The sequence below is a fragment of the Bradyrhizobium sp. 4 genome (assembly GCF_023100905.1).
Classification (GTDB): Bacteria; Pseudomonadota; Alphaproteobacteria; order Rhizobiales; family Xanthobacteraceae; genus Bradyrhizobium.
In genome coordinates this window covers 306,363-329,003 of record NZ_CP064686.1, presented here as the reverse complement: position 1 = coordinate 329,003, position 22,641 = coordinate 306,363, and the positions used below count along the sequence as shown (strand labels likewise).

The following is a 22,641-nucleotide window of genomic DNA, read 5'->3' as shown; positions in this document are numbered from 1 at the left end:
CGCGCATCAATAGCTTCCGCTCAAAACTCCAGCGGCGCGTTGTCGACTACTTCCTTCATCACGAAGAAGGTGCGGGTCTGGCGCACGCCGGGCAGCGCGATCAGCTGCTCGCCGTGGATGCGGTTGAAGTCCTCCATGTCGCCGACGCGGATCTTGAGGAAATAGTCGAAGTCGCCGGCGACGAGGTGACAGTCGAGCACGAATTTCAGCCTGGTGATCGCCTGCTCGAAGATCGCAAAGCTCTCCGGCGTCGAGCGGTCGAGCACGACCCCGACCATCACCAGCGTGCCCTTTGCCACCTTCTTCGGCGCGACCATGGCGCGGACGGCGGCGATGAAGCCGTGCTCGAACAGGCGCTGGGTGCGGCGATGGCAGGTGGCGGGACTGATGGCGACGGTTTCGGCCAGCTCGGCGTTGCTCAGCCGGCCGTTATTTTGCAGCAACCTCAGTATCTTAAGGTCGATACGGTCAAGACGAGCGGACATGGAAGAAACTTCCGTACTTGGCACCTATTCCGAAAGGAATGCGGCGTGTTTGATCCGCTATCGCAAGATCATGCGCAATAGAGGCACAATATTGAAAGCACCTTTTTGCAGAGCGATGCTACCATTTTTGGAGACATTAACGCCAATCGGGATGATCTGACGATGCTCGAAAAATTCGCGCGCTATCCGCTGACCTTTGGTCCGACGCCCATCGAGAAGCTGGAGCGGCTGTCAAAGCATCTCGGCGGCAACGTCGAGGTCTACGCCAAGCGCGAGGACTGCAATTCCGGGCTCGCTTATGGCGGCAACAAGCTGCGCAAACTCGAATACATCATCCCCGACGCGATCGCCTCGAACGCCGACACGCTGGTCTCGATCGGCGGCGTGCAGTCCAACCACACCCGCATGATCGCGGCGGTCGCGGCCAAGATCGGCATGAAGTGCCGTCTGGTGCAGGAGGCCTGGGTGCCGCACGAGGACGCCGTCTATGACCGCGTCGGCAACATCATGCTGTCGCGCATCATGGGCGCCGACGTGCGCCTGGTCGACGATGGCTTCGACATCGGCATCCGCAAGAGCTGGGAGGAGGCCATCGAGGAGGTGAAGGCGGCGGGCGGCAAGCCCTATGCGATTCCCGCCGGCGCCTCCGTGCATAAGTTCGGCGGCCTCGGCTACGTCGGCTTCGCCGAGGAAGTGCGCAAGCAGGAAACCGAACTTGGCTTCAAGTTCGACTACATCGTGGTCTGCACCGTCACCGGCTCGACCCATGCCGGCATGCTGGTCGGCTTCGCCGCCGATGGCCGCGCGCGAAAGGTGATCGGCATCGACGCCTCCTTCACCCCGGCGCAGACCAAGGCGCAGGTGCTCTCGATCGCGCAGAACACGGCCAAGCTCGTCGAGCTCGGCCAGGATCTCGTCGCCGACGACGTCGTGCTGATCGAGGACTACGCTTATCCCGCCTACGGCGTGCCGTCGGAAGAGACCAAGGAGGCGATCCGCCTCACCGCGCGTCTCGAAGCCATGATCACCGACCCCGTCTACGAGGGCAAGTCGATGCAGGGCCTGATCGACCTCACGCAGAAGGGCTATTTCGAGAAGGGCGCAAAGATCCTCTACGCCCATCTCGGCGGCGCGCCGGCGCTGAACGGCTACGGGTATGCGTTCCGGAACGGCTGAGGTCGGTAGCCCGGATGGAGCGCAGCGCAATCCGGGGTACGAACCGAGCCCTACCGCGTCCTGACAATCTGCAGCAGCTCGTCGCCGTAGTGCTCGAGCTTCTTGTCGCCGATGCCGGGCACATTGCGCAGCTCGTCCATCGTGGTCGGCCATGCGCGAACGATGCCGTCGATGGTGGCGTCGTGCAGGACCACGTAGGCCGGCACGCCACGTTCGCGGGCAATGTCGGAGCGCCAAGCTCTTAGCCGCGTGCGCAATTCAGGATCGACATCGCCCTGCGGCGCACCGGCCGCCGGCGCCAGATCACCGCGGCGGGACTTGGCGCGGCTCGAACGGATCCGGGTGCCGGGCGCTTCCTCGCGCAGCCACACTTCCGTTTCGCCCCGCAGCACGCCGCGCGACGAATCCGTCAGCTTCAGCGCGCCGAAAGCTTCGCTGTCACTCAGCAAATGTCCCATCGCCACGAGCTGCCGCAGCACCGTGCGCCACTGCTTCTCGTTGAGCTCGCGCCCGATGCCGAACACCGTGAGCTTGTCGTGGCCGAACTGCGTCACCTTCTCGGTCAGGCGTCCGATCAGCACGTCGATGAGATGCATCGCGCCGAAACGCTGCCCGGTGCGATAGACGCAGGACAGAAGCTTTTGCGCCAGCACCTTGCCGTCGCGCATTTTCGGCGGCGTCAGGCAATTGTCGCAATTGCCGCAGCCCTCGCTCATCACGATCTCGCCGAAATAGGCGAGCAGCCGCCGACGCCGGCAGTGCGGCGTTTCGGCAAGGCCAACGAGCGCATCGAGCTTGCCGATCGAGACCCGCTTGAATTCCTCGGAGCCGCTCGACTCGTCGATCATGCGGCGCTGCTGCACGATGTCCGAGAGACCGTAGGCCATCCAGGCCGCCGACGGCTTGCCGTCACGGCCGGCGCGCCCTGTCTCCTGGTAATAAGCCTCGATGCTCTTGGGCAGATCGAGATGCGCGACGAAGCGCACGTCGGGCTTGTCGATGCCCATGCCGAAGGCAATGGTCGCGACGATGACGATGCCGTCCTCGTTGAGGAAGCGGTCCTGGTTGCGCGAGCGCACGCTGCTGTCGAGCCCGGCGTGATAGGGCAACGCCGCAATGCCGGCGTCGTCGAGCGCGGCGGCGACCTCCTCGACCCGTTTGCGGGACAGGCAATAGACGACGCCCGCATCGCCTGCGTGACGCTCCCGGATGAAATCCTTGAGCTGCGACACCGCGTTGCGCTTGTCGACGATCTCGTAACGGATGTTGGGACGATCGAAGCTGGAGACGAAGTGCGGACTGTCTGCAAGCTGAAGCCGCTCGACGATCTCCTTGCGGGTCAACTCGTCGGCGGTCGCGGTCAGCGCGATGCGCGGAACGTCTGGAAAACGCTCGGCGATGATGGACAGGCCGACATATTCGGGGCGGAAATCATGGCCCCATTGCGAGACGCAATGCGCCTCGTCGATCGCGAACAGCGCCACCTTCGCCCGCGCCAGCAGCGCCAGGCAGCGCGGCGTCACCAGCCGTTCCGGCGCGACATAGAGCAGGTCGAGATCACCCGCGATCAGGCGCCGCTCGATGTCGGAGGCTTCCTGCGGGGTCAGGGACGAGTTCAGCGCGGCGGCGTTGACGCCTGCTTCGAGCATGGCGGCGACCTGATCGCGCATCAGCGCAATCAAGGGCGACACCACGACACCGCAGCCATCGCGCAGCAGCGCCGGCAATTGATAGCACAGTGACTTGCCGCCGCCGGTCGGCATCAACACCAGGCAATTGCCGCCGTCGGTGACATGCCGGATGATCTCGCCCTGCGCGCCGCGGAACCCGGGCAGGCCGAACACCGAACGCAGCACCGACAGCGCATCGCGGCCCTGGGCCGGCGCAGGCAGCGGAGCGGTGGAAGGAGAGGACATGGGCATGTCGGGGTGAGGCCGTGAGATTCGTCACAAGGCCAGTCGCATGACCGCGCAGGCGTGGCAAGACTGTTTGCGGAGCGAGACCCGAGTCTTCCCCTCTCCCCTTGTGGGAGAGGGTGGCTCGTCGCGTATCGGCGAGACGGGTGAGGGATCTCTGTCCCCACATGCGATAGAGATTGCTTCACCGAGGCATACCCCATCCGGCGCCATAGCCGATGCGAAGCATCGGCGTTTTGTTTTAAGAACGGCGGCCGAAGGCCGCCTATGCCACCTTCTCCCACAAGGGGAGAAGGGAAGAGTAAGCTACGCCCCGATCCTTCGCAGCGCTTCCGCGACCGTCACGATCGGCATGTCGCGCTTCCCGGCCGCTTGCAGCGCATGGCGCATCAGGTCCGGCGTGCAACCATATGGGCTCGGCGCGTCGGCGACGTCATGACCGTAGAAGATCAGCCACCCGCCGCTCTCGACCGCCTCGTCGAAATAGCGATCGACACCCGTCGTATTGATCTCGCGATCGACCAGGGGCGAGGCGCGCAGGAACTGGAGGTCGATGACGTCGCGATTGACGCCGGGAAGGATGCCGCGCGCCGAGCGGAAGGTCTTGGCGAGCTGCGGCTTGCGCCACACCGACGCGATGCCATAGGGGTAAGCGAAATTTTCCAGCGTGATCGAGGAATCGATGCCGCGAAAATGGCTGCGGTTTCGCTCGATCTCGCGGGCCATGGTGGCCTCGTCGAGACCGACCGCACTCAGGTGCGAGAAAGTATGGCAGGCAATCTCGTGTCCGGCCCGGTGAAGCCGCACGATCGCATCGTTCGACAGACCGTGCCAGTGGTCCGAGGGACGATCGACCAGGCTGCCCGCGAGATAGAAGGTACCGCGGCCGCCGTGCTGCTCCAGAAGTCCGGCGCCCTCGCCTGCGGCGCTATCGGGGGCATCGTCGAAGGTGAAGCTCACCATGGGCGCATGCGCGGGCAGCCGGTGCGGCGCGGCGCGGAAATGCCGGGCCAGCCGATTGCTCACGCGTCCCTGGAGTGCCGACCACACGACTCGCATTTCCTGTCTGCCCCGCCCCTCACTGAAGCATTCGTGCGCGGCTCGAGGCAAGCTTCACACTTCGTTAGTCCTAACGTCGACCCCGTCGTCCCGACCTAACGTGCAAGCACCGAAGCGTCGGTCCCCGCACCGAGATATTGCAGCCAGTTCCGGAACAATGCCGCCGCCGCGCTGCCGGCGGCGATATCGGCACGCAAAGTCAGCGCCGGCAGTTCGTTGCTGAGCGCGGGGTGGCGCTGATGCCTTGCCTGTTTCTCGAAGCGGACCAGCTTCTCTTCCGTCGCAGCGTCAAAATAGCCCACCGGCAAATTCGGATAATTGTCGCGCTCACGCGCAAGATAACGACCGATGTCGCGCAGATATTCACGCTGGAGCGACAGCGCGTCATATTCCGGATGGCCCTGGAAGAACACGAAGCGGCTGGCATATTGCCGGACGAAGATGTCGACGCCGGCCTTTGCGGAACGCGTCAGCACCTGGTAGCCCGCCTGCGCGAGGTCGCTCTCGGCGATCTCGTTGAGACGCGAATGCGAGACCTTGAGCGGCGCAGGCGCGGCCCGCGTCAGCAGATCGCTGGTCACGGCCTCGCAGTCGAAAATACCATGACATTTGGCCGCGAGCGGCCGCCGTTCGATGCGGTCGAGATGCAACACCGCGGCATGCGCAGCGAGGCACGACCAGATCGTCGAGCGCGTGCTGACCCTGGCCCAGTCGATCAGCTCGGTGAGATCGCGCCAGTACGGTTCCTGATCGAGCTCGGGCGCAACCGGCTCGGCGCCGGTCACGATCAGGCCGTCGAACTTGTGGCGCCTGAGCTCGGTGACGTCCGAATATTCGCTCTCGACATGCCATCTCGCTTCAGGCGAGCGCTTGACCGAGGGTAGCGAGAAGCAGTGAAAGCGGATGCGGCGCGGACCGGCGGCGGCTTGCAGCAGCTTCATGAACTGCCGCTCGGTCGCTTTCAGCGCCGGATCCGGCATGTTGTTGATCAACCCGATGGTGAGCTCGGTGCCGCCGGGCTCGCGCGCCAGATCGCCCGCTCCCGGCACCAGCGCCGGGCTCGATATGGCTTGATCCCTATCGATCAGGATCGTCATCGGCGCGGCCGCCTACTCCGCGGCCTGGAGGCGCGCGGACGGGCAGGCCTTTTCCAATGCCTGGTCGAGGTCCTCGATGATGTCCTGGCAATGCTCGATACCGATCGACAAGCGGATCGTTTCCGGCAGCACGCCGGCGACCCGCTGCTGCTCCGCCGACATCTGCCGGTGCGTGGTCGAGGCAGGATGGCAGGCCAGCGACTTGGCATCGCCGATATTGACGAGGCGCGTGATCAGCTTCAGCGCATCGTAGAACGACTTGCCGGCTTCCATCCCGCCCTTGATGCCGAAGGTGAACAGCGACGAGGCGTTGCCGTCGAGATATTTCTGCACCAGCGGGTAATAGGGGCTATCCGGGAAACCGGTGTAATTGACCCAGGCCACGCGCGGATCCTTGCGCAGGTATTCGGCGACCTTGCGGGCGTTCTCGCAGTGGCGCTCCATGCGCAGCGCGACGGTTTCGATGCCCTGGAGCAGCAGGAAGGCGTTGAACGGCGACAGCACCGAACCCATGGTGCGCTGATAGATGCTGCGCGCGCGTTCGATATAGGCGGTCCTGCCGAAGCGGTCGGCATAGACGAGGCCGTGATAGGAGGCGTCCGGCTTGTTGTAGCCGGGGAAGCGGTCGGCGTATTTCGCCCACGGGAAATTTCCGGAATCGACGATGGCGCCGCCGAGCGTGGTGCCGTGGCCGCCCAGAAACTTGGTCAGCGAGTGCACGGCGATGTCGGCGCCGTAGTCGAACGGCTTGAGCAGAATGGGCGTTGCAACGGTATTGTCCACGATCAGCGGCACGCCATGCGCGTGCGCGATCTTCGCCAGCGCCTCGATGTCGCAGACATTGCCGGCGGGATTGCCGATGGTTTCGGCGAACACGGCGCGGGTGTTTTCGTCGATCAGCTTTTCGATCGCCTCGGGCTTGTCGCTCTCGGCGAAGCGGCCGGTGATGCCCTGCCGCGGCAGGATGTGCGAGAGCAGCGTATGCGTGGTGCCGTAGAGCTGCGGCACGGAAACGATGTTGCCGCCGTGATCGGCGACATTGACGAAGGCGAAATGCAGCGCAGCCTGTCCGGTCGCGACCGCAAGCGCGCCGACGCCGCCCTCGAGCTCCGCGATACGCTTTTCCAGCACCGCGCTGGTCGGGTTGGCGATGCGGCTGTAGCGATAGCCTTCGGTCTCGAGATTGAAGAGCGCCGCGCCGTGATCGGCGCTGTCGAAGGCGTAGGCCGCGGTCTGGTAGATCGGCACGGCAACCGCGTGCGTGGTGGCTTCGGGCTCGTAGCCGGCGTGAATAGCGATCGTCTCGTTGCGCATCGTGCCACCTCCGCGTGGAGCGGGCCGCACTTATTGGCCTGTATGAGGCATGTGCGTTGTCCGCCGTCCCTCTGTTAGAGGCGGGTGGTAAAGCGGACAATAATTCGTCTAGAGATCGAGGAAGTAACCCTAACGGTTGTTGGGGAATTGGCTAAAATTCGAGTCAAATTTGATTAATAAAATTTTTCGCCGCCGGCTGAGTGGCTTCCTTCTCCCCTTGTGCAGGGGAGAAGGTGAAACCTTCGCTGCCCTATCAGTCCATCTGTTCCCATAGCCGATGGGCGAGCACGCCGGCGCGCTTCTCGATCGCGGCCGCCGCATCGAGCGCGAGGTCCTCGCGATAGCGCCCGGCGATGAGCTGCACGCCGATCGGCTTGCCATCGTGCAGCGCCACCGGCACCACGGCGCCGGGCAGGCCCAGCACGTTGATCGCGGAGATGAAGCGGATCTCGCCCCAGAAGATCTCGCGCACGCGCTCGGGGCTGACGGTGTCCTCGCGCGGGCCCGGAATCGGCTTCACCGTGGTCGGCGCCAGCACCACCGGATACTCCTCGAAGAACAATTGCCAGGCGCGGATGTGGCCGTTGCGCGCGGCGGTCGCCTGCATCCAGGCCTTGAGGTCGAGCAAATTGGCCTTGGCTTTCATGCCGCCCCAAGCCTTGTGGAAGTCTTCGGACGTCACCTTCAGCATGCCGGCCTCCTGCATCACCATCGTCTCGTTGGTGATGATGTCGCACCAAGTCTGCCAGACGCCGTCGATGTCGGGCACATCGACCTCGCTGACCCGATAGCCGGAACGCTCCAGATGATCGGCGGCCTGGCGCAGCGCCGCCGCGACGTGCGGATCGACGTCCATGTCTTCGGGAATCCTGGCCAGCGCGACCTTGATCGGCCCCTTCGGCTTCGGCCCCACCAGCGGCGCCGGCACCCACCAGGGATCGCGCGGATCGCGCTGGCTCATCACCTCCAGCGCGAGCCTGACGTCGGCGACGTGGCGGGCGAGCGGCCCCTGCGCCGACATCAGATGCGCCAGCATCGGCCGCTCGGCCGTTGAGCTCGCGTTGAAAGCGGGAATACGCCCCTGTGTCGGCTTGATGGTCGCAACGCCGTTGCAATGCGCCGGCCAGCGCAGCGAGCCGCCGATGTCGTTGCCGTGCGCGATGGTGCCGATGCCGGCGGCGACGGCCGACCCCGCACCGCCCGAGGAGCCACCGCAAGTGATATCCGGATCCCAGGGATTGAGCGTCAGCCCGTGCAAGGGGTTGTCGGTGAAGCCGCGGAAGGAGAATTCCGGCGTGTTGGTGAGGCCGAGGACGATCGCGCCGGCCTTCTTCAGGTTGCGCACCACGGGCGAGTCCGACGGCGCGATGAGGTCCTTGTTGGCGGGAACGCCATTGAAATTCGGACGGCCTTCGTAGTCGACATTCTCTTTGATCGTGATCGGTACGCCATGCAGAAGGCCGAGCTCGCCGCCCTTCGCGCGCCGCTTGTCTGCCGCATGGGCCGCAGCCAGCGCCTCTTCCGAGAGATCGACGACAACGGCGTTCAGCCTCGGGTTGACCGCACGCATCCGGTCGAGATGCGCCTCCACGGTCTCGACTGCGGAGATGGCGCCGGAGCGGATTGCGGCTGCGGTCTCGACCGCCGACCATTGCCAGGCCGGGCCCTTGGGGCGGCGCGGTGCGGACGATTTTCGCGCGGCGGCCTTCTTGACCGGCTTGGTTGCAGCCTTCGCGACCTTGCCCTTGCGAACGGCGTTTTTCTTGCCGGAGGTCTGCGCTGCTTTCTTCGCAGCAGTTTTCTTCCTGGTCACCGTCTTCTTCGCCACGTCGCATCCCCTCAAATTGCGCCGCGGAAGTTATGGAGGTTCCATGACCGTGTACAGGCGCGTTTCTGCATCGCGACTAGCTTTTGAAGCGGCTATTTGGACAGCGACAAACTAGGGCATCTGCCTGCAGCCGCATCGCCATGGCCGCAGCGACCACCGATGGAAGGGTGTCGCGGACGGGCGCGAGGGAGGGGAGGTATAGATTGGCCGGACGGGGCTGATGGCGGAGAGAGTGGAAATCTATTTTTCCGCCGATTTCGGCCGCTATCGATCCTTTTGACCGCTATATCAACGATTAGGGTTCGCGTCGTCTGCCGCTGACGATCAGCGCCGGCCGCCTTAGAGCCGGACGCCGCATGGGCCGCGACGGGGGCCAGCGGCCCGAGCCAGCCAAATCTAAATGAGCGCATTTCGATTGCTAAGATAATCGGCCCTCGACCTGTAGCCTGCTGCCTTTCATGCAGGAGGTCCAAATGATCGATGCAGCTTGGCAGCCGAAGGCTCTCACCGAATTTGGGCGGCGCGAGATCAGATGGCTCTGGAGGCCTTTCATTCCCTTCAGCTTCATAACGACGGTCGCGGGCGATGGAGAGGTCGGTAAGACCACCGCTGTCTATGACATCCTGGCTCGCCTGACGACGGGCGATCCAATGCCGAGAATTGGCGACGAGCCGGAGCTGCTACACCAGCCAGGGTCGATAGTGATCCTCTGCAAGGAAGATGATCCGGGATACATGATACGCCCGCGCCTCGAGGCCGCCGGAGCGGACATGGACCATGTCCATATGGTCGTGGTCGAGCGACGCGGCTCTCGAAAAGACCAAGGAGTCGAGCTGCTCGGGAGATTGGATAACACCTTGGTAGACCTCGAACGCATCATCTGCCAGCTCGGCGACGTGCGGGCGGTGCTGGCTGATCCGATTACAGACTTCGCAGGCGACATCAGTCTCTACAAAGAAGATCAGGTCCGGCGCTTGCTCGGTCCGATCGCTCAATTAGCCAGCAAGTATGGATTTGCGTGGGTCAATATCCTCCATCTCATCAAGGACGGCTCTAAGAAGCCCCGCCAGCGAATTCTAGGAAGCGTCGGCCTCGTCAATATTTCCAGATCGGTCATTATGGTGGGCAAAAGCGCCGTCACCGGGCGACGCTTTTTGATGATGGAGAAAGCGAATCTTTGGCCTGAGCGTAAAGCTGTCGCCTTCGAGATCGGCAGTTATTCCGGACAGCCGGTGGTCGACTGGGAAGGAGATTATGAGGAAGTCGACCTGGAGGCAGTGCTCGCGGGCAAGAGCGCCCACGTAACTAAGCAGCAGCAAGCAGTGCTCTTCTTGCAAAAATGGCTTGCTGAAGGTGCAATGTCGTCGAAGGACGTCGAGGCCGCTGCAGAAGACATCGGAATTTCATTCGCGACCTTCAAGGCGGCGAAGCGAGAGGCCGGCGTGGTAGCTAAGCGGCTAAGGGGTATCTGGTGGTGGCAAATCGAGAGGCCAGGCGGCTTGTGACCGGCAAGTCAGCTCTCCCCAACTCAACCAATTGCATCTGAAGCGGCGCATCCCTGTGGGCGAGATGGGGATAAATCACACGCTTTCGGATATAAGCAGGGGAACCATGGTAGGTTGTTCCCTGATAATCAAGGGGAGACCCCATGCCCGCGTCCCTACCGTACCTTGCCAGCAACCGGAATGTCGCCGCGCTATTCAACAAGATCGCTTCCGCAAAAATCCCTCCCAAATTCACACATGATTTTTTGAAGACCACTATCGGGCTGTCAAGCACCAATGATCGACAGCTAATCCCGCTTATGCGCAATCTGGGCCTTCTAGATCAATCGAACACTCCAACGCCGCCTTATGCTCTACTCAAAGGGGATAAGGCGAAAGCCGCAATCGCAGACGGAATACGGATTGCCTATGCTCCGCTTTTTAATGCGGACGAGAAAGCCAATAAGCTGTCCGGTGACAAGCTCAAGAGCTTAGTTGCGCAAGTCGCTGGCAGCGATGACGACATGACTTCTCGGATTTCGGCGACCTTTTCGGCCCTAGTCAATCAGGGTGACTTCGAGGGCGAGAGCGTCACGAAGGTGGTGGAAAACGAGAAAGCGCAAGAGGATGCAGACGCAGAAGATGAGGCCCAAGGTAATGGAGGACGCAGAGCTGCGCCCAAGGGCCTGCGGACGGAATTTCAATATGTAATTCAAGTCCAGCTTCCATCGAATGGCACGGAAGAGACCTACCTGAACATATTCAATGCGATCCGGAAGACCTTCGTATGAGCAATGACGCGACGGCCGCGCTGTTCATCATGCTGGGTCAAGCCGCCGAAAAGACAGTCGCCCAGATCGAAGATGTAGTGCCTAAGGAGACGCTGCTGCTCTCGAGCGAATACGATCTCGCTGAAATGGTGCCCGAAAACGTCAGGCGCGCCATGGATGCCGCCATCGGGTATAAACTTTTCTTTGTATTCGAGAGCTATCTCCGAGAAATAATCGTGGAGGTACTATCGAAAGAAAATCAGAACTGGTGGGACAAGGTGCCGCCGGATGTCCAGACGGAAGTCACCAAGCTAGAGGAAGCCGAGGAAGTAAAAAGCTGGATGGCGCTTGGTTCTCGGGACAAGTCTTCGCTGATGACCTTGCCTCAATTGCTGCGCGTGATTGACGTCAACTGGAAGGAAGGGTTCGACGAAGCGGTCCGAGACAAAGGGCTCATTCAAGAAGCGCGAATTCTGGTGCATTTGCGGAATACCATCTGCCACATGAGCACCATCTCCAGCGAAGAAATTGAGAGAATTAAGCAGACGATGCGCGACTGGTTTAGGGTCGTCACGCCTTAATCCAGCTTGGCCAGCAGCCATCTTCCTCGTGCCGGCCGGTGCGATTGGTGCAGGTCTGATCCAGCAAGCGCTGGCTGACGATCTTCCAGATCGCGTCTGCTCCATAGAAGCGGACGGCATCTAGCTTCTGCATCTCGACGGTCCGAGAGCAGCGTCGGCACTCGACGCGAAGCACATGCTGCTTAATGTCGGCTAGGCGGCATTGATGGATTGGCTGCTTGGGCTTGCCGGCCGCGCGCGGGTCGTCCAGCAGCGATTGCCATAGGTCATCGGGGATTGGGGCAGAGGGGGCCGGACCGGGCGCCGACAGCTTGCGCTGCGGCTGAGCGGTGTTAGCCAGCCTATCGATCTGCTTCCTTGAGTACATTCGCCAGCCTGCCATCCGCTCTTTGCCCATGAGCGAATTAGAACATAACATGAACGCAGAGTCGAGTCGCTCGGCTTCGATCGTCCGCTTTGGGGCGGCCGTGTTCTTTAAACTAGCTAAATGCAGGAACCGGCCCGCTGGTCCCCAATGCCGCAATGGACGATTCTATATTTGCCGAGTGCCGGGTTGCGCGGGAGGACAGTCGCAGATTGCGTGACCACGCCCGCGCGCTTCTCCTTGCTCTGACAGAACAACGTCAACTCCTTCGCCTTGCTCGTGCCAAAGCGGCGATGGACCGGGCAGAGCTGGTGGCCCTGCGAGAAAACCTCCTGCCCTGAAGGGAGTGGACGTCCGCCCTTGGCCCTCATCCGACATGCGTCCGTGACATTGGCATGTCTGCTTGCGAGGCTAAAGCCGACCTCCAGGCTAAAAGTAGCGAGCCGCCGCCGGACGCCGGACAAGGGAGCGGCGGCTCGCTTGCCTGCCGCGCCTGGCGAAAGGGACAGGCCCCAGGCTGTGCGCTGTTCTTGCCGTCACCTGCGCACTGGACGGCCCGGCCGTGAAAGTGAAGAAAGCGGCCGGGACAGATCCCTTCCGTGGACCGTGGCTTTCGCCTTCGGAAGGGAATTCGCTCAAGCGGCCCTGATCCGCTCAGCCTTTACGCGCTTCACTGAAGCGAGGGCGATCCCAAGGACTGCGCGCGGGTCGGCATCGAGTCGTCGCTGGATCACAGGGCCCTCTTCCTCGCTGGCTTCGATCAAGCTTTCCTCGTCGCGTTCGCTCGCCAGCAGCTCGGCCTCGATCGCAGCCAGCTTGGAGGCTCGCTCCGCAGACGACATCATCAGCGCCGGCTTCGGCACCTTATCGAGCATCTCATGGAGCCGCCTTTCCAATGCCGCGCCGTCGATCCAAGCAAGGTACGCTGCAACATCCTGCTGGGCCGCCCATGCGCCATCGCTCATTGCGTTGAAGGTCGCGGCAAAGTTCCGGTCGTGGCCGAAGGAAAGGCTCGGCTTCCCGCGCTCTTGCTGCGCTCGGACGAAGGCTGACGCCTGCTCTTTCAGCTCGGCAATCGGCAGGCTGCATTGCATGATACGGACACGCTGCGCGGCCAGCTCCCTGATCTGGACACGCACCCTGGCGACCGCCTGTCCTAAGGTCTCCCCTTTTTGCCGCGTCGGCTTCGGCATCTTGGCCATCTCATAGTCGCCGGCGGCACCTGCCATCCAATATCGGACGTTGGCGGTCAGGTTGGCCAAATGGCGATGGCGCTCTTGCAGCTCGGCCAGGCGGCCCTGCAGGCGCGCGATCTCCCCTTCGATAGATCGGATATCCGAAGCAGGAGCTGTCCCGAGCGCCTTCGATAGATCGGACGCTCGCCGGGCGACAGAGGCCACCGCGTCGTGGGCCTCCATGGCTCTGGTCTCGATCCGATCCAGCCGTATCTGTGCCATTGTCGGTATTTGCGCCATGTCACGACCTCCAGGCATTCTCTAGACGGTGGATGCGCGCCGCATGGCCCGCGTCAGCACCGGCTGCCGGCGTCGTCGGCGCGATTTTCGCGGCCGGTGGCGCTTGGATAGGAGCCGGCTGCTTCCAAGCCTCTGATAGCCGTCTGTCGCGATCTGCCAGCGCCGTCTCGCGCGCTTCCGCGTGTTCGTCCGAAAGCTGGACGAAGCCCGGCCGGTGCATGGCTTGCAATGGTGAGGGCGCGGCATCCATGAGCATGGCGGTCACCCGGATACGGCCGCCATCTGGTAAATTGCCATTGGTGATCGGCTTGCCGTCTCTGTCGAAAGCTTCGTAGTTCATCGCAGTAGTCCTCCGCTGAAAAGATATCTTTGCAGCCTTCCGACGCGGAAGGTTGCGTTGTCGTCCAAGTCATCCCCGCCGACCCAGTCTAAATCGCTTCGGTATCGATAGCGCTTGCCGCCGATGTTCGCGATCAAGCCGGCGACAGCATTGCTGACATCGTCGTGCTGGTTGGGCGCGTGATCGATTGATGGCTTGCCGGCGCGAGAGGTCCGCATCTCCAGCCCGACGAATTGCTGCACCATGCGCTTGTGATGGAGAAAGTCGATCTTGCGGCTATTGATCAGCGGCAGCACGTCCCGATAGAGGTCGCTCTTGGCTTTGGCGCTCGGGTCGTAACTGATGCCATGCTTGCGCAAGGGTTCGCGCACCCATTCTCCGGCGAAGCGGTCGCCAATCACTTTTCGGATGCCATAGCTCTTGAGCGTCGCCGCGAAGGTCGCAGTCGTCTCCTCGGGACTAAAGGGTGGCTTGGCTTCGCGGATGCAATCGACAATCGCCATGCCGGTCGCAGCATCGAGGTGTCCAATTGCCAGCGTATAGCTGTCCTGCCCCGAGCCGCCGGCCGGATCGAGGAATGCAGAATAGGTGAAGCCTCTTTCGGCCGGCCGCTCAAAGATGCCGTCAGATACGCAGGCGAGGACGGTATCCAGTGAAATGTAGCTCTCGATGTCATTTCGGAACACTGCGCCGAATTCAGCCGATGCTGATGCCGGGTCGGCGGCATAGGCTTCGTCGATCTCCGATTGCGGCACACTCGGGTTCATCGTCCGGGTATCAGCTTGCCACACGAGCGTGGGGTCGCCCTCCTTCCCGAAATGATCCCGATAGGCTTCGTAAAGCACTCCGCGCTTCGCATAAGGCGATGAAGCGACGAGCAGCATGGCGTTCGGGATGGTGGACATCGCGGGCTTGATCGCCTTGACGATCTCAGCGTCCGGCGATGCCGATCCCTCATCAGTGGTGAAGAAGGCGGCTTCATCCAGAAGAGCGGCGACGACGGTATAGCCGCGCACCGATTTCATCGATGCTGTCGAAATTTCAATCGTCACCCGGTTATCGAGATCGAAGCCCTCAGCCGTCTCGCGCTCAATCATGCAGGCAAGCAGCGGGACCTCCTTCAGGAGCGCCCGGATATAGCGGAGAATCGTCCGTGCCTGCCGTCGATCAGAGGCGACGATCATAACGGTGCAGCGCTCGCCCGGAGCCAAATACGGCCGATAGTCGAAGAAGCAGGCTAGGAAAGTCGCGACAAGCGCCAGCACAAAGGACTTTCCGGCTCTTCGCCCGCAGATCAGATAGGCATATCGAGCGACCGAAGTCGGTGGCTTCTTGCGGCCCGTACACCGCTGAAAGAGCTTTAGCTGATCCGGCGTCATCTGCACGGCAAAGAGGGCCGCCAAGAAGGTCAGCCAAGCCCCCCAGCTCTCCGGCTTCTTGGAGAACCAAGGCCAGAAGAGCCGCGCATCTCGGACGGCATCGAGGATTGAGATGCCATTGCGCCCGGCTGACGGGCTCGTCTGCCGCTCTTTGGCTCGATGTCGGGTGATTGAGGCGGGACGGATGCGCACGATCATGGACGCGCCTCCATTTGAGCGCGGCGATGCGTCCAAGCGACCCGATTGGCAGCACCGATTTTGGCGCTGTGCTCCCGCGATAAGGTCCGACCCCGGAGCGCGGCGGATAGCTTAGCCCGATGCTCTGCTGATTTAGGCTTGCCAAGCTTCGCGGCGGAAATGCGCCGGCAGGTCTCCAGTGACACGATCTTGCCGACGTGGAATTGCCGGACATTCTCAGCATGGGGAATGATCTCCACATTGTCGATCGCATAAGGCCCGCGGTCTCCCATGCGAGCCATGACATATTGGCCGCGATGACGCCCGCGTTTCAGAAGCTTGCCACTCGCAATCCAGACAGCGAGCCAGTCGCTGAAGGTCAAAGCGAAGCCGATGCCCCGGCTCGCGGCTGCCGATCGCTGGCTGCAAAAGTCCGCTCTCAGCTTTCGAAGCCGCGCCTGCGTCAAGAAGCTCGGATACCCTGGCCTAATGCGATGAATGATCTTCGCCGGCATCACTCGGATTCCTCATGATCGAGGATGACGCTGCGATTTCGATTGGCTCTTTGCGCCAGATAGCTTTGGAGGTCGGCCGGCCCATCATTGAGCGTCTTCGCATGGCGTCCCCATCCGATCTCCCTGCTGAGGCGAAGCTGCTGGGCCGTCAGAGATGCATAGCTCTGCAAGAGTGACTGAGGCGGCTCTTTCCGCGAGCGCCGCAATCGCGCGAGGCGATCTTCCATATGGATGAGTTCGGCCTCCAGCGCGCCGATGCGTCGGCATGCGATGCGCTGCGGATCAGTCACGGCATCGTCCCCGCCGCAATGCTGGATCAGCGCTCGATAGGTTGCCTTGAGCAAGCGCGCCCATCGCGATCGTCCATCTTCATTCGGCAGAAGATCGCGGCCCGTGCTAATGCGCGATGAGTGTCGACCATCCGAGCTGCCGCTGTCGAATATCTTCTGACTCGCTCTTATTCGCCTTGCCATTTCGAACCTCGCCCGCTCTGCTTCGACATGGGCCAGCGGCATGGGTCTATGGCTAAGTCGCTTAGATGCTCCGATGCAACCCGCTTGCAAAAAGCGATCTATTCGAAGTGCTTAAGCGGAGATGATCTCCGCCATAGTTACAGCAATCGAGCAAATCGCTTCTCTTTTCAGCCGCTTCGATTTGTCCGCTTCCCTGACAAAATTGGGGGTTTTCGTTATCGACATGGGCCAGCTTTCGAGCATCCAATGCAGCCTCTTGAGCCTGCTCTATCGCTTCAATGCGAGCGAGACCCTTCTGGGCGCGAGACTCTGATGATCTCTCTGGATTTGAGTTTTCGCTCGCGATGATCCGCATCCATGCGGCTGACTATGTGCCGGTGAAGCTCGGACGACCTACTTTTGCGTTGCTCAAGGTGCTAAGGGATTAAGCGACTAAGGAAATAGAGTCCGCGCCGCCACCCTGATCTAGCATGCCAGATCAGAATTACCATCCACATCCATAGACCTGATGAAGCGATCCATCGGAATGATTGGATGGAGTCTGTCATAAAGGTTCTGGATGCTGATGACAGATCGGATGCTCCAATACCCTGGAAGGTCTTCGATCTTGCAGCCGGCCGCTTCCGCTTCTTTACTCATCAATAGCTGCTCTGGCCGGAATTGGCCGACTGTGCGGATAAGCTGATGTCCCATCCGCAGGTCGATGTTCATGCTGATGCGATCGGTGATCTTCTTGATCAGCGGTTTTCTTCGCGACTTCCTTGGGAGGGAATTGTCGCCATCCATTGCGTTGTTATAGGCGCGACCGAGCCCTTCAACGTCGGCCACATAGCAGAAGCGCTGGTTCTCTCTCCAGAATGTGGTCGGGTCCGGCATGAGTCCGAGCTGCCTACGCTGATGTGCTCTGGCGCCTTTGGTGCGGCGCTCATCATGAAGTGGCGGGATTGCTGATTTGGCAACCTTGGACTTCTTATCCGCATAAGTGACGCTCAAGTGCGGGGTGTCGCGCTCGCCGGTATAGAGCGTGAAGCCTTTCAGGCCGAAGCAGACCCTGACCCGCTGATCACCTCGGTTCTTGATAAGCGCATGGGCGAGGACGAATTGCAGCGCATCGCGGAGGCCATCCATCGAGCCATAAAAGCGGTCCAGCGCGAATTCGCTGTAGTTGAGCATAAATCTGCGCTCGGTAAGATAGTCGAGCGCCGCGCGCGTCGGCTGCCTGACAATGAGCGCCTGCTGATATTCGAGGTGTGGACGGTTATCGCGGCGGAAGCGGGGCTTGCGGTTCTTGTGGTCGAGCTTGCCGGTGCATAGGCCCTGAAGATGCGTGAGTTCGGCCGGCTGGAGCGGATCGGGCAGCCATCCCCGGATGACATCGCAATAGGGGATCGCTTGCAGCGGCTTGCCGAGGCCGTCGAGGGGTGTCGCGACGAAGGGGGCATCTTCCGGGGCGCTTGGCTGCGGAAGGGGCATAGACGCCCGTCTCTGACGGACGGCGCGGCGCGTCGGCTGCCGATCTGAGGCACGGGTAGCGCCATCGAGCGCGCTATGGCAAGCTTTGGACACGGCAGCATCCCTTTCATGCTGTCAGCGGCGAAGCGCTCTTGGCGGAGCGGCTATCGCAAGTGATTGGGGCGCATCTCGGTGGTCGATGCGCCCCTCTCCATTCAAGCTGGCATTTTTCTTTGTCGTGAAGCAACCGGCCGCGCCAATCACGCGCCCCCCCCTTTCAGCAGCTTGCGTTCCTGAGGATCGAAAGTGATCGCCCTCCCCTCATCCTTCGCTCTCAGCCATTCTTCGACAAGATCCTCGCGCCAGCCGACGCATTTCTCCGACAGCTGAACCGCTTTAGGAAAAGTCTTGGCCAGCATCATCTGCCTAATGGTGGTCTTGCCGAGACCGGTACGTCGCAGGACTTCTGGCCGGCGAAGGAAAGCGATAGGTCGCTCGTTCATGATCGATGCTCCGCATTGTTGATCGCGGAGCATCGTTGCAGATCGATCAGTGACTTCTTAGCAATCTAAATCGGGTGATTTAAAAAAGCCCGGCGGATATCGGCGGACCGGATCGCTTATGACTTGCCGCGCTATTGCATCGTAAACCTTGCCCTCGGTATCGCTCGCAGCTCGCTGCCGGAGTAGATCCGATTTGTTGATTTCCTCGTTGATGGCGCCGGCAGTGAAGGCGCCAATGCTTGGCCTCGATTGGCCAGACGTGTCATCGCGGTAAATCCGCCTCTTCTTCAAGACGGCTAGAGCCGCGCGCCGGCAAGCCACGTGGTATGAGTCTTCTGAGCGGCCCTTGTCGGTTGGGAGAACGCCCTTCTGGAGCTTAAGCGTTGGTTTTAGCGCGCGGCGTCCCTTTTCTGTCAGCTCATCCCAAAGCGCAAGTATCTGACAAAAGAGCGCCGCGTCCTCCTCGTCTAGCTCCGGAATTTTCTTTACCATGATAATCTCGGTACAAAAATGCCTGCCATTGATCCATCAGCTTCCGACGCTTCTCCAGCATCGTCGTGCGCTTATAAGCTGCCATGCTCTTATTGCGGATCGTGTGGGCGAGCGAGGCCTCGATAACGAAAGGATCAGCATCGGTCTTTTCGCTTGCCCAAACGTTAAAGGTCGAGCGGAAGCCATGCGGGACATAGGACGGCGCAAGACCTTTCATGGCTTTCAGCATGGCCATATTGCAGAGATGCCGACCCGACTGCTGGCCGATGAATAGGTAAGGGTTGCCGCCTTCGCGCGGCAGAGCCGCCAATATTTCGACAACGCGGTCACAGAGCGGTACTTCATGATCTTGGCCATTCTTCATCCGCGCGCCGGGAATGGTCCAAAGCTTTTTATCCAAGTCGAGTTCCGCATCGGACATGCCAATGATCTCATTGGTCCGAGCGGCCGTCAAAATTAACACCTCCAAAGCTCGGAAGGTGATGCCCTTCTTTGAAGCCAGTGTGTCGAAGAAGGCTGGAGCTTCTCCATATGGCATGGAGGGCTGGTGCCGCTGCCTGCGCACTTTGCTCGGCTTGGCGAGAATTTCTTCCAGATGGCCTTTCCAAGCAGCCGGATTGTCGCCGCTCCGATGGCCGAATACTCGCGCGGCGGAGAGCACCTTTTCGATGCGCCCCCGAACCCTGGAAGCGGTCTCAGGCTTTTTCGTCCAGATGGGTTCCAAGATTTTGACGACGTGCGCGGTCTCGATATCGGACACTGCCAGACCGCCGATAACCGGGTAAGCATAAGTCGCCAGCGTATTTGCCCATTGGTCGGCATGCTTGGCGTTTCGCCATCCGGCTTCTTTTCGCTTGATGAAATCTGCGGCCGCTTGCCGGAAGGTTACAATTCTCGCCGCAGTCGCGGACGCTTCAATTTCTGCGGCGCGCTCTTCAACAGCTATCGCCTTAGCCGATTGACGCTTCGCCTCGATCGGGTCTTTGCCGCCTGACAATTGCGCGCGAGCCGCAGCGGCCCTTCTCCGAGCTTCCGCTAGCGATACCGCCGGATAGGCTCCAAGGCCCATCTGCCGATCGTACTTCTCTCCCGGCCGCTTATATTGAAAAAGCCAGGACCCGCTCTTTTTCGACTTGAGCTGGAGCCAGAGGTTGCCCCCGTCCGCATATCGCTTGCCTGGCTCGAATATGACTTCTTTTCTCTCACCCTTGATGATGAGGTCCATGTACCCGCGCTGAAGGCCGGTGGGACTAAGTTTATTGATTGCAGCCATGGCGTATCTCCTACGCCATTCGATAGGTCGTGGACCGGGCGGCCATCAACCGAAGTAAATGGGCCGATTTAGTTTTGACAAGGGCCAAGACATGGGCCGGCGGCGGCAGCCCCTTAACACAGCCTAAATTGTAGGGCTGATGGCGGAGAGAGTGGGATTCGAACCCACGGTACGGTTTCCCGCACACACGCTTTCCAAGCGTGCGCCTTAAGCCACTCGGCCATCTCTCCGGAGCGCACTCTCTTGAAGGGGCGCCGATGATTTTGCAAGGGATGGCGGGGAAATCGGGTGATTTTTCCCTAAGATGTTGTATTTAATAGACAATATCAGGCGCCATCACACCGCTCGGAACCGCCCGCGGGCTGAACCGGCGGCGGGTTTGGCGCGACGATTCACTCAAGACCGTCAAACACGTCCGGGGGCAGCATGACCATCCGCAACACCATCGCCGCGCTGAGCCTGGTTTCGGCCGTTGGCGCCGCCTTTTCCGGACCGGCCGCCGCACAGGTCTGCACCCGACAAGGGGGCGATGTCAGCTGTGACGACGGACGGCGCGGGATGCTTTCGGGCGATGCCATCCTCTGGCCGGACGGCACGCGCTCGAGCGCGACGCCGCATCAAAGCGTCATCATCGGCAACAAGAGCTCGGTGCATGTCGGGCCCGGCGTGTTCGTCGGCCAGGGCAAGGGCATGGTGCCGCTGGACGATCCGAACGCGCCGAACAAGCGGCAGTGCGCGATTCTGGAAGGCGTGTCGTATTGCTATTGAGGCTCTCGTCTTCGGCCCTGCCCTCCCCCCGTAAGGAACGGGGAGAAGGAGACTAGATCAACCGCACGCCTGATATCGCCGACTTGAGCCAGCGCAGCGCTTGCGGCGGCTGTGCTGCGAGCGGCGCTACTGCAGCCTTCTCCGTCCGGCACTTCTCCAGCTCAGCGACGAAATCCGCCGACCATTGCTGGATGGTGTGGCCGCGCAGCTTCTTCATCATCGCATCCCAGCGCATCTTGCGCTCGGTGAGCGGCATCGCGGCCGCGACCGCGATCGCGCGCGCCATGCCGTCGATGTCGTGCGGATTGACCAGCAGGGCGGCGTCGAGTTCGTTGGCCGCGCCGGCGAATTTCGACAGCACCAGCACGCCGGGATCGGCGGGATTTTGCGCGGCGACGTATTCCTTGGCGACAAGGTTCATGCCGTCATGCAGCGGCGTCACCACGCCGATCTGCGCGGTGCGGTAGAGACCCGCGAGCACGGCTTGGCTAAAGCCCTTGTTGAGATAGCGGATCGGTGTCCAGTCGGCCTCGCCGTGGCGGCCGTTGACGTCGGACACGAGCCGCGCGACCTCGTTCTGCAGATTGCCATAGGCTTCGATGGCCCCGCGCGAGGGATTTGCGATCTGCAGCAGCGAGATGCTGCGCGCAAACTGCGGATGTTCGGTCCAGAGCCGATCGAACGCGCTGATGCGGTTGACGAGGCCCTTGGAATAGTCGAGCCGGTCGACGCCGATCGCGAGCCGCTCACCGTTGAGGCTGCGGCGCAGCCGCGACACATCCGGATGCGACGCCGATTTCGCTGCGTATTGCGCGAACTTCTCGGCATCGATGCCGATCGGGAAGACCTCGCAGCGCGTTCGGCCATGCTGCGAGATCGCAACGCCGTCTTCGACGGCGAGGCCGAGTTCGCCCGCGACATAGCCGAGAAAATTCTGGCAATCGTCATGGGTCTGGAAGCCGATCAGATCGTAGGCCAACATCGCCGTGATCAGCTCGCGATGATTGGGTACGCCTTGCATCACCGCCGCGACGGGCCACGGCGTATGGAGGAAGAAGCCGATCGGGTCGTCGACACCGAGGTCGCGCAGCTCCGCGCCGAGCGCGAGGAAATGGTAATCCTGCACCCAGAACGCGGTTTGTGCTTTCCGGAAACGCATCAAGGCGCGCGCCATGAAGGCGTTGACCTCGCGATAGCTGACATAGTCGTCACGCGAGACGCGGATCAGATCGCTGCGCGAGTGCAGCGCCGGCCATAGCGCCGAATTGGCAAAGCCTTCGTAATAGCCGCCATAGTGCGCCGCCGGCAGATCCAGCGTCGCGATCGCGCCAGAACCCAGTGCTTCGATCTCGGCGAACGGCTCCTTTTGATGACCGTCACGCACACGGCCCGAGGAACCCACCCAGATCGCGCCCGAATGTTCCACGACAGGCAATAACGCCGCCGCGAGACCGCCCGTCATGGGCTCGTTGGGCTTGCCGCGCGCGACGCGATTCGAAACGACGACTAAGTTCACAGGTCGTCCCCTCCTGTTTCATTCCACCCCATTTAACTGCCGTTCATCAATATGGTTCCTGATCATCCTTTGCACCAATTGAAACCAAAATCGGGCGCGCGCGTTGGAACCGGTTTACCTCAAGGCAACCCGACGATTTCGCTACACAAAGTCGGCTTTGGAACCGTGGCAGGCGCAGCATGAAGCCGACGCGCTGGGGAGTTA

21 protein-coding genes and 1 tRNA gene are annotated in these 22,641 nt (G+C 61.5%); 5 read left to right on the top strand and 17 right to left on the bottom strand.

All coding sequences use genetic code 11. The features are described 5' to 3' along the window. Nucleotides 1–20: 20 nt before the first annotated feature. A complete protein-coding gene (locus IVB45_RS01545; protein WP_247363113.1) occupies nucleotides 21–485 on the bottom strand; it encodes an Lrp/AsnC ligand binding domain-containing protein in 465 nt (154 codons plus the stop codon). Nucleotides 486–647: 162 nt separating this feature from the next. On the opposite strand from IVB45_RS01545, the gene IVB45_RS01540 reads away from it, so the two are divergent. After that, a complete protein-coding gene (locus IVB45_RS01540; protein WP_247363114.1) occupies nucleotides 648–1,661 on the top strand; it encodes a 1-aminocyclopropane-1-carboxylate deaminase in 1,014 nt (337 codons plus the stop codon). Nucleotides 1,662–1,711: 50 nt separating this feature from the next. Here IVB45_RS01540 and recQ read toward each other — a convergent pair whose 3' ends face one another. From recQ to IVB45_RS01515, 5 genes are all read right to left on the bottom strand, one after another. Next, a complete protein-coding gene (gene recQ / locus IVB45_RS01535) occupies nucleotides 1,712–3,577 on the bottom strand; it encodes a DNA helicase RecQ (protein WP_247363115.1) in 1,866 nt (621 codons plus the stop codon). A 306-nt stretch (nucleotides 3,578–3,883) separates the two neighbouring features. Beyond that, the gene (locus IVB45_RS01530) at nucleotides 3,884–4,627 is read right to left on the bottom strand and encodes a polysaccharide deacetylase family protein (RefSeq protein WP_346015322.1); all 744 of its coding nucleotides are present in this window, start codon (nucleotides 4,625–4,627) and stop codon (nucleotides 3,884–3,886) included. A gap of 104 nt (nucleotides 4,628–4,731) precedes the next feature. Beyond that, nucleotides 4,732–5,733, bottom strand: coding sequence for a homoserine O-succinyltransferase (locus IVB45_RS01525; protein ID WP_247363117.1), 1,002 nt, complete (start codon nucleotides 5,731–5,733; stop codon nucleotides 4,732–4,734). A 12-nt stretch (nucleotides 5,734–5,745) separates the two neighbouring features. Then, a complete protein-coding gene (locus tag IVB45_RS01520; protein ID WP_247363118.1) occupies nucleotides 5,746–7,047 on the bottom strand; it encodes an O-acetylhomoserine aminocarboxypropyltransferase/cysteine synthase family protein in 1,302 nt (433 codons plus the stop codon). 253 nt (nucleotides 7,048–7,300) lie between these two features. Further along, entirely contained in the window at nucleotides 7,301–8,875 is a 1,575-nt protein-coding gene (locus tag IVB45_RS01515; protein ID WP_247363119.1) for an amidase family protein, read from the bottom strand. 473 nt (nucleotides 8,876–9,348) lie between these two features. Here IVB45_RS01515 and IVB45_RS01510 point away from each other — a divergent pair, with 473 nt between their 5' ends. The 3 genes from IVB45_RS01510 to IVB45_RS01500 all read left to right on the top strand — a co-directional run bounded on the left by IVB45_RS01510 (nucleotide 9,349) and on the right by IVB45_RS01500 (nucleotide 11,710). Then, nucleotides 9,349–10,380 carry an AAA family ATPase gene (locus IVB45_RS01510; protein WP_247363121.1) on the top strand — a complete coding sequence of 344 codons (1,032 nt, stop codon included), beginning with the start codon at nucleotides 9,349–9,351 and terminating at the stop codon, nucleotides 10,378–10,380. Nucleotides 10,381–10,523: 143 nt separating this feature from the next. Next, on the top strand, nucleotides 10,524–11,150 hold the full coding sequence (locus IVB45_RS01505; protein WP_247363123.1) for a DUF5343 domain-containing protein: 627 nt from the start codon (nucleotides 10,524–10,526) through the stop codon (nucleotides 11,148–11,150). Further along, entirely contained in the window at nucleotides 11,147–11,710 is a 564-nt protein-coding gene (locus IVB45_RS01500) for a Swt1 family HEPN domain-containing protein (RefSeq protein WP_247363124.1), read from the top strand. Before IVB45_RS01505 ends, IVB45_RS01500 begins: the two co-directional genes overlap by 4 nt. On the opposite strand, the gene IVB45_RS01495 is transcribed toward IVB45_RS01500, so the two are convergent. From IVB45_RS01495 to IVB45_RS01450, 10 genes are all read right to left on the bottom strand, one after another. Further along, nucleotides 11,700–12,107 carry a hypothetical protein gene (locus tag IVB45_RS01495; RefSeq protein WP_247807542.1) on the bottom strand — a complete coding sequence of 136 codons (408 nt, stop codon included), beginning with the start codon at nucleotides 12,105–12,107 and terminating at the stop codon, nucleotides 11,700–11,702. The two genes, IVB45_RS01500 and IVB45_RS01495, sit on opposite strands and share 11 nt — an antisense overlap. A gap of 602 nt (nucleotides 12,108–12,709) precedes the next feature. Beyond that, nucleotides 12,710–13,549 carry a hypothetical protein gene (locus tag IVB45_RS01490; RefSeq protein WP_247363126.1) on the bottom strand — a complete coding sequence of 280 codons (840 nt, stop codon included), beginning with the start codon at nucleotides 13,547–13,549 and terminating at the stop codon, nucleotides 12,710–12,712. 1 nt (nucleotide 13,550) lies between these two features. Beyond that, complete coding sequence (locus IVB45_RS01485; RefSeq protein ID WP_247363127.1) at nucleotides 13,551–13,889, bottom strand: hypothetical protein; 339 nt, start codon at nucleotides 13,887–13,889, stop codon at nucleotides 13,551–13,553. Then, a complete protein-coding gene (locus IVB45_RS01480; protein ID WP_247363128.1) occupies nucleotides 13,886–15,466 on the bottom strand; it encodes a hypothetical protein in 1,581 nt (526 codons plus the stop codon). The genes IVB45_RS01485 and IVB45_RS01480 overlap by 4 nt, the downstream gene beginning before the upstream one ends. After that, on the bottom strand, nucleotides 15,463–15,960 hold the full coding sequence (locus tag IVB45_RS01475) for an NUMOD3 domain-containing DNA-binding protein (RefSeq protein WP_247363129.1): 498 nt from the start codon (nucleotides 15,958–15,960) through the stop codon (nucleotides 15,463–15,465). Before IVB45_RS01475 ends, IVB45_RS01480 begins: the two co-directional genes overlap by 4 nt. Beyond that, on the bottom strand, nucleotides 15,960–16,475 hold the full coding sequence (locus IVB45_RS01470; RefSeq protein WP_247363130.1) for a hypothetical protein: 516 nt from the start codon (nucleotides 16,473–16,475) through the stop codon (nucleotides 15,960–15,962). The genes IVB45_RS01475 and IVB45_RS01470 overlap by 1 nt, the downstream gene beginning before the upstream one ends. 423 nt (nucleotides 16,476–16,898) lie before the next feature. Next, a complete protein-coding gene (locus tag IVB45_RS01465; protein ID WP_247363131.1) occupies nucleotides 16,899–17,906 on the bottom strand; it encodes a hypothetical protein in 1,008 nt (335 codons plus the stop codon). 239 nt (nucleotides 17,907–18,145) lie between these two features. Beyond that, a complete protein-coding gene (locus IVB45_RS01460) occupies nucleotides 18,146–18,388 on the bottom strand; it encodes an AlpA family phage regulatory protein (RefSeq protein ID WP_247363133.1) in 243 nt (80 codons plus the stop codon). Nucleotides 18,389–18,806: 418 nt separating this feature from the next. Further along, entirely contained in the window at nucleotides 18,807–20,153 is a 1,347-nt protein-coding gene (locus IVB45_RS01455) for a site-specific integrase (RefSeq protein ID WP_247363135.1), read from the bottom strand. A 140-nt stretch (nucleotides 20,154–20,293) separates the two neighbouring features. Beyond that, nucleotides 20,294–20,383 (bottom strand) — tRNA-Ser (locus IVB45_RS01450). 196 nt (nucleotides 20,384–20,579) lie between these two features. Between IVB45_RS01450 and IVB45_RS01445 the strand changes: the two genes are divergently transcribed. Then, complete coding sequence (locus IVB45_RS01445; protein ID WP_027568038.1) at nucleotides 20,580–20,921, top strand: hypothetical protein; 342 nt, start codon at nucleotides 20,580–20,582, stop codon at nucleotides 20,919–20,921. A gap of 52 nt (nucleotides 20,922–20,973) precedes the next feature. Here IVB45_RS01445 and IVB45_RS01440 read toward each other — a convergent pair whose 3' ends face one another. After that, nucleotides 20,974–22,437 (bottom strand): trehalose-6-phosphate synthase, encoded by a 1,464-nt coding sequence (locus IVB45_RS01440; protein ID WP_247363137.1) that lies wholly within the window; start codon nucleotides 22,435–22,437, stop codon nucleotides 20,974–20,976. Nucleotides 22,438–22,641 lie beyond the last annotated feature (204 nt).